This is a genomic window from Cryobacterium sp. Y57 (genome assembly GCF_002929505.1).
In the GTDB taxonomy this organism is placed as follows: domain Bacteria; phylum Actinomycetota; class Actinomycetes; order Actinomycetales; family Microbacteriaceae; genus Cryobacterium.
The window spans coordinates 112464-129474 of the sequence record NZ_PJJL01000071.1 but is presented as its reverse complement, the minus strand read 5'-3'; the positions used below and the strand labels follow the sequence as shown (position 1 = coordinate 129474).

Below are 17011 nucleotides of genomic sequence, written 5' to 3'. Positions count from 1 at the left end.
GCCAGCTTCGATCGGTCGGGCGAGCAGACTCCCGAGCCGGTTCGTCCGACCGCTCCTGCCCCGAAACGGCGTGCGGACTCGCCCCGGGCGAAACCGACGCCCACGCCACCCGTGGATACTCACGTAGCTTCAGCGTCTTCGCGGGTGCCCAGGAAGCAACCGTCCTCGTCGATAACGCACAAGGCTGCGCCTGCCGGGGGTGGCGCTGCGCAAAAAAGTGCGCCACAACCGTTCAGTGCATCCGATACGACGACGGAACCGATCGTTGTTGCCGGGGGACAGGCATCCGCTTCGCTGGTCACAGCCGCGCCCGTGTCTGTTCTCGCGCCGGCTGCGCCGACGGCTTCGGTGCAGGCAGACGGAGTCCAGGAGCTCTCCGGCGACACTGCAGGTGCCCGTGCGGCCCGGTCGCTGCTGCGGGCGGCCCAGCGCGCCCGCAAACGGTTCGAACGGGCCGAAGTACGACGCTTCACCGGGCGCACGCGTCGTCGGCGCACCGCGTGGATTCTCGGTGTCGGTTCGATTCTTCTGGCCTTCACGCTCATCATCGGCGCCGCCTACTCACCACTGATGGCTCTGCGCACGATCGAGGTCGTCGGGACGAGCCGCATTCCGGCCGGGGAGGTGTCGGCAGCGCTGTCCGAGGAGCTCGGAACCCCGCTGCCCCTGATCGACAGCAACCTGATCAAGCGTGAGTTGTCGCAGTTCGCCTTGATTCAGAGCTACGCCACCGAGAGTCGCCCGCCGGGCACACTCGTGGTGCGCATCGTCGAACGGGTACCGGTGGGTGTGCTCGCCGGTCCGACCGGATTCAACCTGGTCGACGCCGCCGGGGTGGTCATTGAAACGACGCCGGAGCGCACGGCAGGATACCCGCTCATTGACGCGCCGGAGGGAATCACCAGCGCCGGATTCAAGGCCGCCGCCGCGGTTCTCGCAGCCCTGCCCGAAAGCATCCGTACCCAGTTGGACGCGGTGGCTGCCGTGAGCACCGACGATGTCACACTGAGCCTGCTCGGTGGTGAACGAGTGGTCTGGGGCAGCCCGGAAAAATCCGAGTACAAAGCCATCGTGCTCGCCGCCCTGCTGATCGGCCACCCCGCCGGCACGGTGAATGAGTACGACGTGTCGTCGCCCGACAGTGCGGTGCTGCGCTAGATCGCAACGGATTCTGCCCGTTCTTTGCGACACGCGGGCGAGCCTCCCCAGTGACGCGTCGCGCCCGCATACTTTCGTAAACAGGAATTGCATACTCAGCATAACTTTAAACTTCGACTAGAGGTTTAGGGTTCCACCCGGAGGCCGGACGTGTCAAACAATCAAAATTATCTAGCCGTCATCAAGGTTGTCGGTATCGGCGGTGGCGGTGTCAACGCGGTCAACCGCATGATCGAATTGGGCCTCCGCGGTGTCGAGTTCATCGCCATCAATACGGATGCCCAGGCTCTGCTCATGAGCGATGCCGACGTCAAGCTCGACGTCGGCCGCGACCTCACCCGCGGGCTCGGTGCCGGCGCGGACCCTGAGGTGGGTCGCCGCGCCGCCGAGGACCACGCCGAGGAGATCGAGGAAGCCCTCGCCGGGGCCGACATGGTCTTCGTCACCGCTGGAGAGGGTGGTGGCACCGGAACCGGTGGCGCCCCCGTCGTCGCCCGTATCGCCAAGTCCATCGGCGCGCTCACCATCGGTGTCGTCACCAAGCCATTCGGCTTCGAGGGCAAGCGCCGCCAGGCCCAGGCCGAGACCGGGGTCGCCTCGCTCAAGAACGAGGTCGACACTCTCATCGTCGTGCCCAACGATCGCCTGCTTGAAATCAGCGACCGCGGCATCAGCATGCTCGAGGCCTTCGCGACCGCTGACCAGGTGCTCCTGGCTGGTGTGCAGGGAATCACCGACCTGATCACCACCCCCGGGCTGATCAACCTCGACTTCGCCGACGTCAAGTCGGTCATGCAGGGTGCCGGCTCGGCCCTCATGGGCATCGGCTCGGCTCGCGGAGCCGACCGTGCGATCAAGGCGGCCGAACTGGCCGTCGCGTCGCCTCTGCTCGAAGCCTCAATCGACGGCGCTCACGGCGTGCTCCTGTCGATCCAGGGCGGATCCAACCTGGGAATCTTCGAGATCAACGATGCGGCCCGCCTTGTGCAGGAAGCCGTGCACCCCGAAGCCAACATCATCTTCGGTGCCGTCATCGATGACACGCTGGGCGACGAGGTACGGGTCACCGTGATCGCTGCCGGCTTCGACGGTGGCGAGCCCGGCGCCAAAGCGGTCGAGGTTCGGCGTGCCGACCTGGTGGCCGCTGGAATTGCGGCTGGTGCCGGGTCAGTAACGGCCGGTGCGGCAGCATCCGCCGGCAGCGCTGCGAAAGTCCCGGCGACCGACTCCGGCAGCTACAGCGATGGCGAGCTCGCGGCCTCCGTCTGGGGCGGCTCTGACGCTGGTAACGGCGTGACCGTTGCCGACCCGGCCTTTGAAGAAGAGGCCGACGACCTGGACATCCCCGACTTCCTCAAATAGGTCGATGACAGGCAATCCCGGGGCGATCAGGTCGCATCGGCTTCGGGATGCACCCTGATCACCACACGAATCGGCCACACGAACCGGCCACACGCAACGGACAGAGCACTATGAGCTTGGAATTCCCTCACGGGGCATCCTCTAAACCGGCAGTTAACACGCCGGCACCGAGCGATCTGGCAACCCGTCTGCAAACCGTGCGCGTCGGTGTCGCCGATGCGGCCCGCACAGCGGGCCGCGATCCGGCCGACATCACCACGATCGTCGTGACCAAATTCCACCCCATTTCACTGATCGAAGAGCTCTACGCCCTCGGTGTGCGCAACATGGGGGAGAACCGGCACCAGGAGGCACAGTCCAAGGCCGCGTCGCTGGCCGATCTCGACCTCGTCTGGCATTTTGTCGGGCAGGTGCAGGGGAAAAAGGCGCGCCAAGTGCGGGCCTATGCCAACGTCATCCACTCGGTTGATCGGGAGTCTCTCGTGACCGCACTGGCCTCAAAAGAATCGACGATCGACTGCTTCATCCAGGTAAATTTGACGGATGACGCGGCGCGCGGAGGCGTGGATCCCGAAAATCTGTCGGCCCTGGTAGACAGCGCTCTCATCGTTCCCGGCGTGCGCCTGCTCGGGCTCATGGCCGTCGCTCCCTTGGGGCAGGAGCCGCGCCGTGCTTTCGCCTACGTTCGCGAGCTCAGCGAACAGATCCGTCAGCAGGTGCCCACGGCCACCGCGTTGTCCATGGGCATGAGCCAGGACTACGCGGCTGCCGTGCTCGAAGGGGCGACACACCTAAGAATTGGCACGGCAATCACCGGCAATCGCCCGGTGCTCAGTTAATCTCGAAGTAGCAAACCAACACGGAGGTCGACATGTCCAACCCGCTCAAGAAAACCATGGTCTACCTGGGTCTGGCAGACGAAGAGCTGGAGTACCAGGCGCCCGCCAGCGCCCCGAGTGCTGCCGCCACCAACCACGTGAGTGCGGTGCCTGCACGCGGGCACGACAACGCGCCGCACGGTAACGCCGCACCCTCCAACACGGCCCAGAACTCTGCCGGTCGTGCACCGGTCACCCCGCTGCGCAAGACTTCGACCCCCCAGAATGTGGCTGCGTCTGACATGAATGAAATTCTCACGGTTCACCCGCGCGCCTACAAAGACGCCCAGGTCATCGCCGAATCCTTCCGCGAAGGCATTCCCGTCATCATCAATCTGTCGCAGATGAGCGACGGTGACGCTCGTCGCCTGATCGACTTCGCCAGTGGCTTGTCGCAGGGCCTCTACGGCAAGATCGAGCGCGTCACAGCCAAGGTCTTTTTGCTCTCGCCGTCCCACGTCGTCGTCTCCGGCGACAGCACCACCGAAGAGGGCGCAGAGGATAGCTCCTTCTTCGCGCAAGGCTAGACTTAAAGTGTGACTGGTCTATCGATTCTGGGGAATCTTCTCTACTTCCTGTTCTTCATGTACTTCCTCGTTCTCTGGGGTCGGTTCATCATTGATCTCGTGCGCGGTGTCAACCGGTCCTGGCGTCCCCAAGGCTTCCTGCTCGTGCTCGTCGAATTCGTCTACACGTTGACGGACCCGCCGGTACGCTTCTTCCGTCGTCTGGTCCCGCCGCTTCGCATCGGGCCGATCGCGCTGGATTTCGGCTTCACGCTGACGATGCTTTGCTGCATCGTCGGCATGACCGTGGCAGGAATAATACAACGCGCCTAGTGGGGCATGTATCCTTATCGGATGACTGGTTCGCCCCGAGCCTGCACTCGCTCGTCGGTAGCCCGTAGTCAATCCAACACTTGAGGCACTCATCGCCGCAAGTCAGTCAAATGTTCACAATTAACACAAGTTTTGAGGGTGGAAAGCCATGGCGCTAACTCCGGAAGATGTAGTCAACAAAAGGTTCCAGTCGACCAAGTTCCGCGAGGGATACGACCAGGATGAGGTCGATGACTTTCTCGACGAGGTCGTTGTCGAACTGCGTCGCTTGACCAAGGAGAACGAGGAACTGCGCGCTCAGGTCGGAGGAGACGCTGCCCCCGTGGCCGAGTCCGCTTCGCTCGCTGCGGTGTCGTCCGAACCCGTCGTTGTCACACCCGTTGTCGTCGAACCCGTCGCCGCTCCGGTTGCCGCTGTCGCCGCGACGCCGATCGACGAGACGGCTGGCACGACCAACCTGCTGCAACTGGCTCGCCGCCTGCACGAGGAGCACGTCAAGGAGGGCGCTGAAAAGCGCGACGCCCTGATAGCTGAGGGCCACGCCACTGCGGCACGTGTCATCGCCGAGGCCGAGACCCAGCAGCGCGTTCAGCTGCAGAAGCTCGACCAGGAGCGTTCGACGCTCGAAGGCAAAATCGACGAGCTGCGCACGTTCGAGCGCGAGTACCGTCTGAAGCTCAAGAATTACATCGAGGGTCAGCTGCACGACCTCGACGCGAGCTCGGTCGGCTCTGCGGTCGACTCTGGAACCGCGCCGAAGCCCAGCTTCCAGGGCTTTGGAGCCTAGCGCCAGAACGAAGAAGCGTTCGCGAGCGCTCATCGTTCTAGCTCTCGTCGCGCTCGGCGTTTACGCGCTCGATCAATCCAGTAAGTATCTCGTCGTCGCTTCGATGACCGAGGGTTCCGTGATCCGGGTTCTGGACGATGTGCTGCAAATGCACTTTGTTCGGAACCCGGGGGCGGCATTCTCCCTCGCGAGCGGGTCCACCTGGATCTTCTCCATCATCGCTGCCGCCGTCGTGGTGTTCATCGTGTGGTTCGCCCGGCGCATCCGCTCGTTCGCCTGGGGTCTGGTATTCGGGCTGCTCCTCGGTGGAGTGCTCGGCAACCTGACCGACCGGTTGCTGCGCGAACCCGGCTTCGGGGTCGGGCACGTCGTCGATTTCATCTCGACACCGTGGTTGTTGCCGGCGATCTACAACGTCGCCGACATGGCCATCGTGAGCAGCATGGTCATCTTCATGATTTTGACCATTCGCGGGATCGGTCTCGACGGCAATAAGGTCGTGGCTGTCAGCAAGACCGCCACCCCAACACTGAAACAAACGGATGCTGTGACCCCCGATTCCATGACCAGCGACTCCGTTGATCCTGATTCAACGCCCAGTGACCGGCCAAACCCCGGGGCCGAGGCCCGGCCATGACCGGTTCCCACGAGCTGTCCAGCGCGCCGGAACAGCGATCGCTGCCCCTGCCGGACGGGCTGGAGGGCGTACGCGTTGACGCCGGCCTAGCCAAGCTGTTCGGGTTCTCCCGCAGCTTCGCCGCCGAGGTGTCCGAGGCGGGCGGCGTCGTGCTCGACGGCGCCGTCGTCGGCAAATCGGATCGCCTCCGGGCGGGCAGCTGGATCGAAGTCACCTGGCAGCCCAAGCAACCGGTGCGCATCATCCCCATCGCCGTTCCCGACCTCACGGTCGTGCACGATGATGAGAGCATCATCGTCATCAACAAGCCGGCCGGCGTCGCCGCCCATCCGAGCGTCGGATGGACCGGCCCAACCGTTCCGGGTGCCCTGGCGGCGGCGGGGTATCGCATCGCGACGTCCGGCGCTGCCGAACGGGCAGGCATCGTGCACCGCCTCGACGTCGGTACCAGCGGGCTCATGGTCGTTGCCAAGTCGGAGACGGCCTATGTCACCCTCAAAAAGGCGTTCCACGATCGCGAGGTGGACAAGATCTACCATGCAGTCGTCCAGGGCCACCCCGACCCGCTCGCCGGCACCATCGACGCGCCCATCGGCCGCCACCCGCGATCGGACTGGAAGTTCGCGGTCATGGCTGACGGTAAGTCCTCGATCACCCACTACGAGACCCTCGAAGCCTTCCCTTCGGCTTCCCTGCTCGAGGTGCACCTGGAGACCGGGCGCACCCACCAGATCCGCGTACACATGACGGCCCAGCGGCATCCGTGTGTCGGCGACGCCATGTACGGTGCCGATCCGTCGATCACCGCCCGACTCGGACTCAAGCGCCAGTGGCTGCACGCGAAACAGCTGGCTTTCACCCATCCGGACAGTCACGAGTGGGTCACCTACAACGCCGATTACCCGGCTGACCTCTCGCACGCCCTCGCGGTGCTGCGCGGAGACTGACCGGCCGACTCGCCCCTAACCGTTTCATCAACTAGTCGGAGTCTTTGTGAGTAACCCGGTCAGTGCCACCGAAAATTTTGTACACCTGCACGTGCACAGCGAGTACTCAATGCTCGACGGTGCAGCCCGGGTAAAACCCTTGATCAAGGCCGCTGTCGAGCAGGGGATGCCGGCGGTGGCGATCACAGACCACGGTAACGTGTTCGGCGCGTTCGACTTCTGGAAGAGCGCGACCGACGCCGGTATCAAACCGATCATCGGTACCGAGGCGTACATCACCCCCGGCACCGACCGCCGCGACAAGACCCGGGTGCGCTGGGGAACGAGTGGCCAAAACCGGGATGACGTCGGTGGCACCGGCTCGTACACCCACATGACGCTGCTCTCCGAGAACACGGCGGGAATGCACAACCTGTTCCGGCTCTCGTCGAAAGCGAGCCTCGAGGGGTACTACTTCAAACCGCGCATGGACCGCGAGCTGCTCAGCCAGTACTCCACGGGTCTGATTGGAACGACCGGCTGCGTCGGTGGGGAAGTACAGACCCGCTTGCGGCTCGGCCAGTACGCCGAGGCCAAGAAGGCAGCCGGAGATTTCCAGGACATCTTCGGCAAGGAGAACTTCTTCTGCGAAATCATGGATCACGGCATCGACATCGAGCGCCGAACCATGACCGACCTCTTCAAGCTCGCCAAGGAGCTGGACCTGCCCCTTCTGGCCAGCAACGACCTGCACTACACGCACGCCCACGACGCTACCGCCCACGCCGCGCTGCTCTGCGTGCAGTCGGCCTCCACCCTCGACGACCCGAACCGGTTCAAGTTCGACTCCAGCGAGTTCTACCTCAAAACCGCCGCGCAAATGCGGCACCTGTTTCGTGACCACCCCGAAGCCTGCGACAACACGTTGCTCATCGCCGAGCGCTGTGAGGTGGAATTCAACACCAAAGCCAACTACATGCCCCGCTTTCCCTGCCCGGAGGGTGAAAACGAGGAAAGCTGGTTTATTAAAGAAAACGAGATCGGGCTGGCCAAACGCTACCCGAAGGGCATCCCGGCAGACGTGCGGAAGCGCGCCGACTACGAAGTCGGCATCATCGTGCAAATGGGATTCCCCGGCTACTTCCTCGTCGTCGCCGACTTCATCATGTGGTCCAAACAGCAGGGCATCCGCGTCGGCCCCGGTCGTGGCTCCGGTGCCGGCTCGATGGTCGCGTACGCGATGGGCATCACCGACCTCGACCCGCTCGTGCACGGGCTCATCTTTGAACGGTTTTTGAACCCCGACCGCGTCTCCATGCCCGACTTCGACGTCGACTTCGACGAGCGTCGTCGCGGTGAAGTCATCAAGTACGTCACCGAGAAATACGGCGAGGAACGCGTTGCCCAGATTGTCACCTACGGCACGATCAAGGCCAAACAGGCCCTGAAAGACGCCTCCCGCGTACTCGGCTTTCCGTTCGGCATGGGCGACAAACTCACTAAAGCCATGCCGCCGGCCATCATGGGCAAGGACGTGCCCCTCACCGGCATGTTCGACAAGGACCACCCGCGCTACCGGGAAGCGGCCGACTTTCGTGCGGTGATCGAAAGCGACCCCGAAGCGCGCACCGTCTTCGACACCGCCCTGGGCCTGGAGAACCTGAAGCGCCAGTGGGGCGTGCATGCCGCCGGCGTGATCATGTCGAGTGACCCCCTGATCGACATTATTCCGATCATGAAACGGGAAGCGGACGGTCAGATCGTCACGCAGTTCGACTACCCGGCTTCCGAAGCCCTCGGACTGATCAAGATGGACTTCCTGGGGCTGCGCAACCTCACCATCATCGATGACACCCTCGACAACATCGCGGTGAACCGCGGCCACCGGCCCGTGCTCGAAGACCTCGGGCTTGAAGACCCCGCCGCCTACGAACTGCTCGCCCGCGGAGACACCCTCGGTGTCTTCCAACTCGACGGCGGCCCCATGCGAGCGCTGCTGCGGCTCATGAAGCCCGACAACTTCGAAGACATCTCGGCGGTCATCGCCCTGTACCGCCCGGGGCCCATGGGCGCCAACTCACACACCAACTACGCGCTGCGCAAGACCGGTGTGCAGGAGATCATTCCCATCCACAAGGAGCTCGAAGAGCCCCTCAAAGAGGTCATCGGCACCACCTACGGCCTGATCGTGTACCAGGAGCAGGTCATGTCCATCGCGCAGGTGCTCGCCGGCTTCACACTCGGTGAAGCCGATCTGCTGCGCCGCGCCATGGGTAAGAAGAAGAAGTCTGAGCTGGACAAGCAGTTCGAGGGCTTCTCCAAGGGCATGCAGGACCGCGGCTACTCCATGGATGCTGTGACCACGGTCTGGAACATCCTGCTGCCCTTTTCCGACTATGCCTTCAACAAGGCGCACTCCGCTGCGTACGGGGTGCTATCCTACTGGACCGCGTACCTCAAAGCCGTCTACCCGGCCGAGTACATGGCGGCGCTGCTCACCAGCGTTGGCGACTCCCGCGACAAGCTCGCGCTCTATCTCAACGAGTGCCGCCGCATGGGAATCCAGGTGCTGGCGCCCGACGTGAACGAGTCGATCGGGTTCTTCGCGGCCGTGGGCACGGACATCCGTTTCGGCCTGGGTGCTGTGCGCAACGTCGGTTTCAACGTGGTTGAAGCTATTCGCAGCGCCCGCGAGGAAAAGGGCCGCTTCGAGTCGTTCCACGATTTTTTGCGCAAGGTGCCGCTGCCGGTTGCCAACAAGCGCACGATTGAATCGCTGGTCAAGGCCGGGGCATTCGATTCGCTCGGCGCGACCCGGCGCGGCATGGTCGAGATTCACGAATCGGCCGTGGAGTCCGCCGTCAAGATCAAGCGGGAGGAGAGCAACGGCAATATCGGGTTCGACTTCGACAGCCTCTTCGACGAACCGCAGGACACCGAGCAGGTGCCCGACCGGCCGGAGTGGAGTAAGAAAGAGAAGCTCGCCTACGAACGCGACATGCTCGGGCTGTACGTGTCCGACCATCCGCTCGCCGGGCTGGAAATTCTGCTCGCCAAACACGCCAGCACGACCATCGCCGACCTGATCGCGTCTGAATCGACCGAAGACGGCGACACCGTGACCGTGGCCGGCCTGATCACGAGCGTGCAGCACCGGATCGCGAAGAAATCGGGTAACCAGTACGGCATGATCCAGGTCGAAGACTTCGGCGGTGAAATCACCGCGATGTTCATGGGTAAGGCCTACCTCGAATTCGCACCCGAGCTGGTGAGCGACGCGGTCGTCGTGGTGCGCGGCCGCGTGAGCCTGCGCGACGACGGCATGAACCTGCACGCGTTCAGTGTTTTCCAGCCGGAGCTCGGCCAGGGTTCAGACCAGAGCCTGGTCTCGATCACGGTCGGGGAGGCCCGCGCGACCACCGACACTGTCGGTGCACTCGGCGAGATCCTCCAGCGGCACAGTGGAGATGCCGAGGTACGGTTGAAACTGGTCAAGGGCGACGTGGCTCGGGTGTTCGAACTGCCGCACCGCGTGAAGGTGAGCGCGGACCTGTTCGGCGAGCTCAAGAGCATCCTCGGCCCGAGCTGCCTGACCTGATCAGCGGCGCACGCGCTGCAGAAGACTGACAGCGTGCCAGCCTAGGCTGGATACATGCACAAGCGAGAGCCGATCTATTCGACCGCCATCGGTGCCGGACGCGCCCTGTTCGGCCTGCTCCGGGTGCGCCCGACCGTGACCGGCCTGGAACATCTGCCGGCCACCGGCGGCGCGGTACTCGCGATCACCCACTTCGGTTACCTCGACTTCGCCCTGGTCGAGTGGACCACCTGGCGGCACAATCGTCGTCACATTCGTTTCATGGCCAAGAAGGGCGCCTTCGACCAGCCGCTGGTAGGAGCGCTGTTGCGGGGGATGAAGCACATCTCGGTCGACATGGACAGCGGCGGGGAGGCCTACGCTCAGGCCGTCGACGCTCTCGACAACGGCGAACTGCTCGGTGTTTTTCCCGAGGGCGGAGTGAATGCCTCGTTCACGGTGCGAGAGCTCAAAACCGGCGCGGTGCGCATGGCGCAGGCCGCGAACGTGCCGATCATCCCGGTCGCCGTGTGGGGTGGGCATCGATTGATGACCAAGAACCACCGGTCGACACTGCGGGAACGGGTCGGCGTGCCGGTGGGCATCCGCTTCGGCCAGCCGATTCCACCGGATGCGGCAGGCTTGGCCGACCGCAACGTCGCGGCGCACACGCTGCAGCTGCACGTCACCCTGCAGTCTCTGGTCGACGCCGTGCAGGCGGACTACCCGGTGGCGGGCGCCGGAGCGTGGTGGCAGCCCGCACACCTGGGCGGGACCGCGCCGACACCGGCCGAAGCTGCGGTCGTCGAGGCGGAACGGCGCCGTCGCAAGGCGGCCAGGAAGAAGCTGAGAGCCTGACCCCTCAGCCAGGGCTTGACCATGTGCAGTATCCGCAATGCAGATCGAAATCGAAGGTGGAGCTGTTCAGGGGCCGGGAGGACGCAGACGGCGCTGACTCCGAAGTCGGCGTCGACGAGGTGGGCAGGCCGCCCTATCGGCGGCGCACGGCCGCACGGAGGTGGCGGATGAGGGGGGTCGTGAAATCCCCTTGATCGACGGTGAGTAACGTGTGCCCGGCACCGGGAAGCATCACGAATGCGGCATCGGGTATCAAACGTGCAACGGCCTCGCCGTGAGCGAGCGGAAAAATTGAATCCATTTCGCCGTGCATGACAAGGGACGGAACAGTCACGGTGCCGAGGTCACCGTGTCTGGGGCGTGTGAACTCCATGGCGGGAGGGTTGGAGATCGTGGCTTCGATATCGTCGGCGCGATCCACGTCGCCGGTGATGAACTGGCGAATTCGATCCTCGTCGAAAAGGGGCGATAAGCCATCGCAGGCGCGAGTGTCCGCGAGGAGGTAATCGATAGCGGCCACTCTCGATTCGAGATCATCAGGGAGATCCGGGAAGGTGCCGGTTCCGGAAGGAAGGTCTGGCGCCCCGGTGGTTGCGCCCAGCAATGTCACAGAGCGCAACCGGTCGGGATGGTCGATAGCCAGAATAGAGGCGATCCCTGATCCCAGGGAGTGGCCGACGACGTGCGCGGAACGCAGACCGAGCGAGTCGCAGATACGCAAGGCATCGGCTGCCAGATCGTGGGTCGAGTAGCCGGGGCGCCCGAGTGGAAAACTCGTCGAACGGCCGGTGTCCCGCTGGTCGTAACGGATCACGAAGAACCCAGAGGAGGCGATCTTCTCGCAGACCTCGCCCGGCCACCACAGCATAGAAGCCGACATCCCGGCGATCAGAAGCACGGGAGGGTCACGTTGCTCTCCGTACATCTCGACGCAGAGCTCGACTTCGTCGAAGGTCACAAAGGTCGTGCAAAGGGTCGTCATCGGACAACACTACGAACAGTTCGCTTTTTGGGGAAGCGATGATCAACCTCGTTGGTGGGCATCCCGCTCGGCCACGATCTCCGCCGGGCGCGCAGGTCTCCGAGACGTTCTGTGACGTGTAGAGCTGCCAATTCGGCGAGTCGGTCTAGACGGCGGCGCCCGGTACTCGGTAGGTACGCTCGTGGTAGAGCAGGGCCTCAGCGTCGGGCCCCATGCCACCGCCCTCGATCTGCACGACGACGACGGCGTTGTTGTGCACCGATACTCGTTCGACGATGCGGCCGATCATCCAGCTGGTCACGCCCTCCAGCACCGGAAGACCGTAGGGGCCGGGCTGCCAGTGCTCACCGACGAAGCGTTCGGCGTGCGGCCCGGCGAGTTTCTCGGCGACGCTCCGGTTATGCGCGCCGAGCATGTGGATGACCACGCGGTCGGCGGCGGCGATCGACGCCCACGAGCTCGCCGATCGGGCCATGTTGAACGTGGCGAGCGGCGGAACCGCAGAGAGCGACGCGAGGGAGGTGGCCGTGAAGCCGACCGGGCTGCCGTCTTGGGCCAGGGTCGTTATCGCGGCGACCCCGGCGGCGTGACGGCGAAACGCGTGCTTGAACGCGGCGAGGTCGTCGGGCGCATGGGGATCAGCGGTGAGCGGCGGGGCGACCGGCAGAGTGAGTGGGGGTTCAACATTACTTTTCATACACAACCAACAATCTGTTTCACCCTCAGCCTATTCCCGTGCGCTGCTTGTTTCGGCTCGCGCCGGATAGGCTGAGTCACGATGATTCAGACTATTGACCTTCGCGGGACCGAGCCGACCCCGGCCTCCCTCCTGGCTGCTGTACCGCGCGCCCTCACGAGCGTCGCCGTCGCTGCCGACATCGCCGCCGACCTCATCGCCGACGTGCGCGAGCGCGGCGAGGCGGCCCTGCTCGATCAGGCCGAACGCCTCGACCGGGTGCGCCCGGACCAGGTGCGGGTTCCCGCCAGCCACATCACTGACGCGATCGCCGGGCTCGACCCGGCCGTTCGCACGGCCATCACCGAGACAATCCGCCGCGTGCGCCTGGCCAGCGCCGCGCAGGTACCCCCGCATGTGACGACCACGATCGAGGCCGGGGCCACCGTCACCCAGCGCTGGCAGCCGGTGAACCGAGTCGGTCTCTACGTGCCGGGCGGCAAGGCCGTCTACCCCTCGAGCGTCGTGATGAACGTCGTGCCCGCGCAGGTATCCGGCGTGAGGTCCATCGCTTTGGCCTCGCCGGCGCAGAGCCACTTCGACGGCCGGGTACACCCGACCATCCTCGCCGTCGCCGGACTGCTCGGTGTCGACGAGATCTACGCCATGGGCGGCGCCGGCGCCATCGGTGCCCTCGCCTACGGGGTGGCTGAGATCGGCCTCGAGCCCGTGCAGATCGTCACCGGCCCCGGCAACGTCTACGTCGCCGCCGCCAAGCGGCTCATTCGTGGGCAGGTCGGCATCGACTCCGAGGCCGGCCCCACTGACATCCTCGTGATAGCGGATGCCGCCGCCGACCCGCTGCTCGTCGCCGCCGACCTGGTCAGCCAGGCCGAACATGATGAACTCGCAGCTGCCGTGCTCGTGACCGATTCGGCCGAACTCGCCGACGCGGTGGCGGCGCGCCTGACCGAACTGGCAGCATCCACAACCCACAGCGCACGGGTGAGCGCAGCGCTCGGTGGCCGCCAGTCGGCGATCGTGCTGGTGGACAACTTGCAGGTTGCCGCAGGGTTCAGCAACGCCTTCGGACCAGAACACCTCGAGATTCAGACGAGCGACCCCGATGCGGTGCTGGCCGATATTGAGAACGCCGGCGCGATTTTTCTCGGCCCGTATTCACCGGTGAGCCTCGGAGACTACGTCGCGGGTTCCAACCACGTGTTACCCACCGGGGGACAAGCCCGGTTCTCGTCGGGACTCGGCGCGTACACCTTTCTGCGGCCGCAGCAGGTCGTTCGGTACAGCCGCGAGGCTCTCGAAGCCGTCGCCGATCACATTGCGGCATTGTCTGGAGCCGAAGCCCTGCCCGCACACGGCGATGCAGTGGCTGCCCGTTTTCCGGCCGACCACTAGGCTGGCAGCACCATGTTCTGCCCGTTCTGTCGCCACCCCGATTCCCGAGTCGTCGACTCGCGCACGAGCGACGACGGACTGTCGATTCGCCGCCGTCGGCAGTGCCCGGAATGCGGCCGCCGGTTCAGCACCAGCGAAACGGCGAGCCTGAATATCATCAAGCGCAGCGGCGTGGTCGAACCGTTCAGCCGAGAGAAGATCGTCTCCGGCGTGCGCAAAGCCTGCCAGGGGCGGCCCGTCACGGACTCCGACCTCGCCATGCTGGCTCAGAAGGTCGAGGAAACCATCCGCCAGACCGGTGCCTCCCAGGTCGACGCCAACGACATCGGCCTGGCTATTCTCCCGCCGCTGCGTGACCTCGACGAGGTCGCCTACCTGCGATTCGCGAGCGTCTACCAGGGGTTCGACTCCCTCGACGACTTCGAAGCCGCCATCGCCGCGCTGCGCACCGAGCACTCACACGACTCGAAAAAGCCGAGCGCAGTGTCAACCGCGGGCGCACCCGTGGTCGACGCTGCTGCCACCAAACGGTAGGGACCGATGTATCCGCTGTTCTTCAAGCTCGTGCTCACCCGGATGGACCCCGAGCGCGCTCATCACCTCGCTTTCACCGTCATTCGGCTGCTGCCGGCGCTGGGTATCGGCCATCTCGTACACCGCTTCACGCGCCCGCGCACCGACCTCGGCGTGAACACCCTCGGCCTGCACTTTGCGTCACCGTTCGGCGTCGCGGCGGGCTTCGACAAGGATGGCGAAGCCGTGCTCGGGCTCGGCCAGCTCGGCTTCGGCCACGTCGAGGTCGGAACGCTGACCGCCGTAGCCCAGCCCGGAAACCCGAAGCCGCGTCTGTTTCGCCTCGTGGCCGACCGCGCGGTCATCAACCGCATGGGCTTCAATAACCACGGTGCCGCCGCAGCCGTCGCCCGGCTCACGCGGGTGCGTGCCGCGGCCGGCCGGCCGGTGCTCGGCATCAACATTGGCAAGAGCCGCGTCACCGCCGTCGAGAACGCCACGGCCGACTACCTGCAGAGCGCTCACACCCTCGCTGCCCTCGCCGACTACCTCGTGGTCAACGTGAGTTCGCCCAACACCCCGGGCCTGCGCGGACTGCAGGAACTGGACCAGCTCGCCCCGCTGCTGACCGCGGTCAAGACGGCCGCCGGGGCCACCCCGTTGCTCGTCAAGATCGCACCCGACCTGTCGGACGCCGAGGTCGCGCGCATCGCTGCCCTCAGCGTCGAACTCGGTCTCGACGGCATCATCGCCACGAACACCACGATCTCCCGCACGGGCTTACGAACGGGTGCCGCCACGATCGCCGCCGCCGGAGCCGGCGGCCTGTCCGGCGCCCCGCTGCACGCCCGGTCGCTCGCCATCCTGCAACAGATTCGTGCCGTCGTGCCGCCCGGGTTCTGCGTCATCTCCGTCGGCGGGGTGGACACGGCCGCTCAGGTGGCGGAACGTCTCGCCGCCGGTGCCACCCTCGTGCAGGGCTACACGGCGTTCCTCTACCGCGGTCCCCTCTGGGCCCGCCAGATCAACCGCGGACTCGACCGCATCCTGGCGCCTGCCGCCTGGTAACCCTGTGGCTTCGGCTAACCGGGCATCGAGCCGGTCAAGCGGAGGATATTCTCCCTTTGTCGACATCCGTTCGAAACATAGTCGAACTGGGATTGTTACATGACGCGCTTACACTGCCCTTTCCGGGCCATTTTCGCCCCTCGGCCGCGCCCGAAAGCAAGCGTGCCGACAACCACAGCGACTGTATCTCCACAGCGCCCTTGCATCCTCGAAAGGAAACCCGCAATGACACCGTCCAGAGGCTTGATCAATCATCGATCGGCAACCCGGGTGGTACGCGGCGTTGCGGTCGCAGCCGTCCTGACGCTCTTCCTGGCCGCGTGCGCGGGCAGTGACCCAGAAGTGGCCGACGCGGACGGCGCCACGGCATCGTTCGGGGACGCGAGCATTCAGTTCAGCTGGATCAAAAACGCCGAATTCATGGGGGAATACCTCGCCGACGCAAACGGATACTTCAGCGCAGCGGGCTTCGACTCCGTCGACATGATCGAGGGGCCGGCTTCGATCGAAGCGGCCGTCATCTCCGGCAACGTCGACATGGGCATCGGCAACGCGATCTCGACCGGCACCATCATCGCCAACGAGGGTGCCCCGCTGAAGATCATTGGCGCCACCTACCAGAAGAACCCCTTCACCATTCTCTCCCTGGCCGATAAGGGCAACATCGCAAGCCTCGACGACCTGAAAGGCAAGACCATCGGCGTGCAGGCCAGTAACCTGAGCCTCTGGGAAGCCTTCCTCGAGATCAACGACATCGACGAGAACTCGCTGACCACCCTTCCCGTGCAGTACGACCCGACGCCGCTGTTCAACGGCGAGGTGGACGGCTGGTTCTCTTACCTCACCAACGAATCCATCGACGCCGAACTGCTCGGACTCAACCCGGTGAACCTGCCGCTGGCCGACTTCGGCCTGCCTTTCGTGGCGGAGACATTAACGGTCACCGACGACGCGATCAAGAACGACCGGGAAAAGCTCAAGGCCCTGCTCGTCGCCGAGATTCGCGGCTGGACTGACGCGATCAACGACCCGGAGGCCGCCGCAAAACTCACCCTCGAGACCTACGGGCCGACCTTCGACCTCACGATCGAGAAGGAGACCCGGCAGGCCGAGATTCAGTCCCTTGACCTCGTGGTGAGTGCCGACACCCTCGCCAACGGCCTGTTCACGATCAGCGACCAGTTGCAGCAGCAGAGCATCGACACCCTCGCGGCTACCGGCCTGACGATCACGGCCAGCCAGTTGTTCGATCTGACCCTGCTCGACGAGGTCTACGCCGAGAACCCCGACCTGGTGGCGTACCGCGAATAGCCGCAGGGGGAGCACTGGGCATC

16 protein-coding genes are annotated in these 17011 nt (G+C 64.7%); 14 read left to right on the top strand and 2 right to left on the bottom strand.

The genetic code is table 11. The features are described 5' to 3' along the window. The first annotated feature begins 312 nt into the window (after window positions 1-312). The 10 genes from CXY72_RS14730 to CXY72_RS14685 all read left to right on the top strand — a co-directional run bounded on the left by CXY72_RS14730 (window position 313) and on the right by CXY72_RS14685 (window position 11022). Window positions 313-1158 carry an FtsQ-type POTRA domain-containing protein gene (locus CXY72_RS14730; protein WP_104128418.1) on the top strand — a complete coding sequence of 282 codons (846 nt, stop codon included), beginning with the start codon at window positions 313-315 and terminating at the stop codon, window positions 1156-1158. Between the two features lie 150 nt (window positions 1159-1308). Beyond that, the gene (gene ftsZ / locus CXY72_RS14725) at window positions 1309-2520 is read left to right on the top strand and encodes a cell division protein FtsZ (RefSeq protein WP_104128417.1); all 1212 of its coding nucleotides are present in this window, start codon (window positions 1309-1311) and stop codon (window positions 2518-2520) included. A 110-nt stretch (window positions 2521-2630) separates the two neighbouring features. Next, the gene (locus CXY72_RS14720; RefSeq protein WP_104128416.1) at window positions 2631-3359 is read left to right on the top strand and encodes a YggS family pyridoxal phosphate-dependent enzyme; all 729 of its coding nucleotides are present in this window, start codon (window positions 2631-2633) and stop codon (window positions 3357-3359) included. A gap of 32 nt (window positions 3360-3391) precedes the next feature. Continuing rightward, window positions 3392-3925, top strand: a complete 534-nt coding sequence (locus CXY72_RS14715) for a cell division protein SepF (RefSeq protein ID WP_104128415.1) — start codon at window positions 3392-3394, stop codon at window positions 3923-3925. Between the two features lie 9 nt (window positions 3926-3934). Continuing rightward, the gene (locus tag CXY72_RS14710; protein ID WP_233197860.1) at window positions 3935-4237 is read left to right on the top strand and encodes a YggT family protein; all 303 of its coding nucleotides are present in this window, start codon (window positions 3935-3937) and stop codon (window positions 4235-4237) included. Window positions 4238-4385: 148 nt separating this feature from the next. Further along, window positions 4386-5024 (top strand): DivIVA domain-containing protein, encoded by a 639-nt coding sequence (locus CXY72_RS14705; protein ID WP_104128414.1) that lies wholly within the window; start codon window positions 4386-4388, stop codon window positions 5022-5024. Further along, a complete protein-coding gene (gene lspA, locus CXY72_RS14700) occupies window positions 5014-5661 on the top strand; it encodes a signal peptidase II (protein ID WP_104128413.1) in 648 nt (215 codons plus the stop codon). The genes CXY72_RS14705 and lspA overlap by 11 nt, the downstream gene beginning before the upstream one ends. Further along, window positions 5658-6608, top strand: coding sequence for an RluA family pseudouridine synthase (locus CXY72_RS14695; RefSeq protein WP_104128412.1), 951 nt, complete (start codon window positions 5658-5660; stop codon window positions 6606-6608). Before lspA ends, CXY72_RS14695 begins: the two co-directional genes overlap by 4 nt. A gap of 109 nt (window positions 6609-6717) precedes the next feature. Then, window positions 6718-10185, top strand: a complete 3468-nt coding sequence (gene dnaE, locus CXY72_RS14690) for a DNA polymerase III subunit alpha (RefSeq protein ID WP_104128595.1) — start codon at window positions 6718-6720, stop codon at window positions 10183-10185. Window positions 10186-10239: 54 nt separating this feature from the next. After that, on the top strand, window positions 10240-11022 hold the full coding sequence (locus CXY72_RS14685) for a 1-acyl-sn-glycerol-3-phosphate acyltransferase (RefSeq protein WP_104128411.1): 783 nt from the start codon (window positions 10240-10242) through the stop codon (window positions 11020-11022). Between the two features lie 133 nt (window positions 11023-11155). On the opposite strand, the gene CXY72_RS14680 is transcribed toward CXY72_RS14685, so the two are convergent. Further along, window positions 11156-12004, bottom strand: a complete 849-nt coding sequence (locus CXY72_RS14680; protein ID WP_104128410.1) for an alpha/beta fold hydrolase — start codon at window positions 12002-12004, stop codon at window positions 11156-11158. A 145-nt stretch (window positions 12005-12149) separates the two neighbouring features. Next, complete coding sequence (locus tag CXY72_RS14675; RefSeq protein WP_104128409.1) at window positions 12150-12701, bottom strand: flavin reductase family protein; 552 nt, start codon at window positions 12699-12701, stop codon at window positions 12150-12152. A gap of 81 nt (window positions 12702-12782) precedes the next feature. Here CXY72_RS14675 and hisD point away from each other — a divergent pair, with 81 nt between their 5' ends. The 4 genes from hisD (at window position 12783) to CXY72_RS14655 (ending at window position 16988) form a co-directional block, all read left to right on the top strand. Further along, window positions 12783-14096, top strand: a complete 1314-nt coding sequence (gene hisD, locus CXY72_RS14670; protein WP_104128408.1) for a histidinol dehydrogenase — start codon at window positions 12783-12785, stop codon at window positions 14094-14096. Between the two features lie 12 nt (window positions 14097-14108). After that, complete coding sequence (gene nrdR, locus CXY72_RS14665) at window positions 14109-14630, top strand: transcriptional regulator NrdR (RefSeq protein ID WP_104128407.1); 522 nt, start codon at window positions 14109-14111, stop codon at window positions 14628-14630. Between the two features lie 6 nt (window positions 14631-14636). Further along, on the top strand, window positions 14637-15677 hold the full coding sequence (locus CXY72_RS14660; protein WP_104128406.1) for a quinone-dependent dihydroorotate dehydrogenase: 1041 nt from the start codon (window positions 14637-14639) through the stop codon (window positions 15675-15677). A 225-nt stretch (window positions 15678-15902) separates the two neighbouring features. Further along, the gene (locus CXY72_RS14655) at window positions 15903-16988 is read left to right on the top strand and encodes an ABC transporter substrate-binding protein (RefSeq protein WP_104128405.1); all 1086 of its coding nucleotides are present in this window, start codon (window positions 15903-15905) and stop codon (window positions 16986-16988) included. Window positions 16989-17011: the final 23 nt, after the last annotated feature.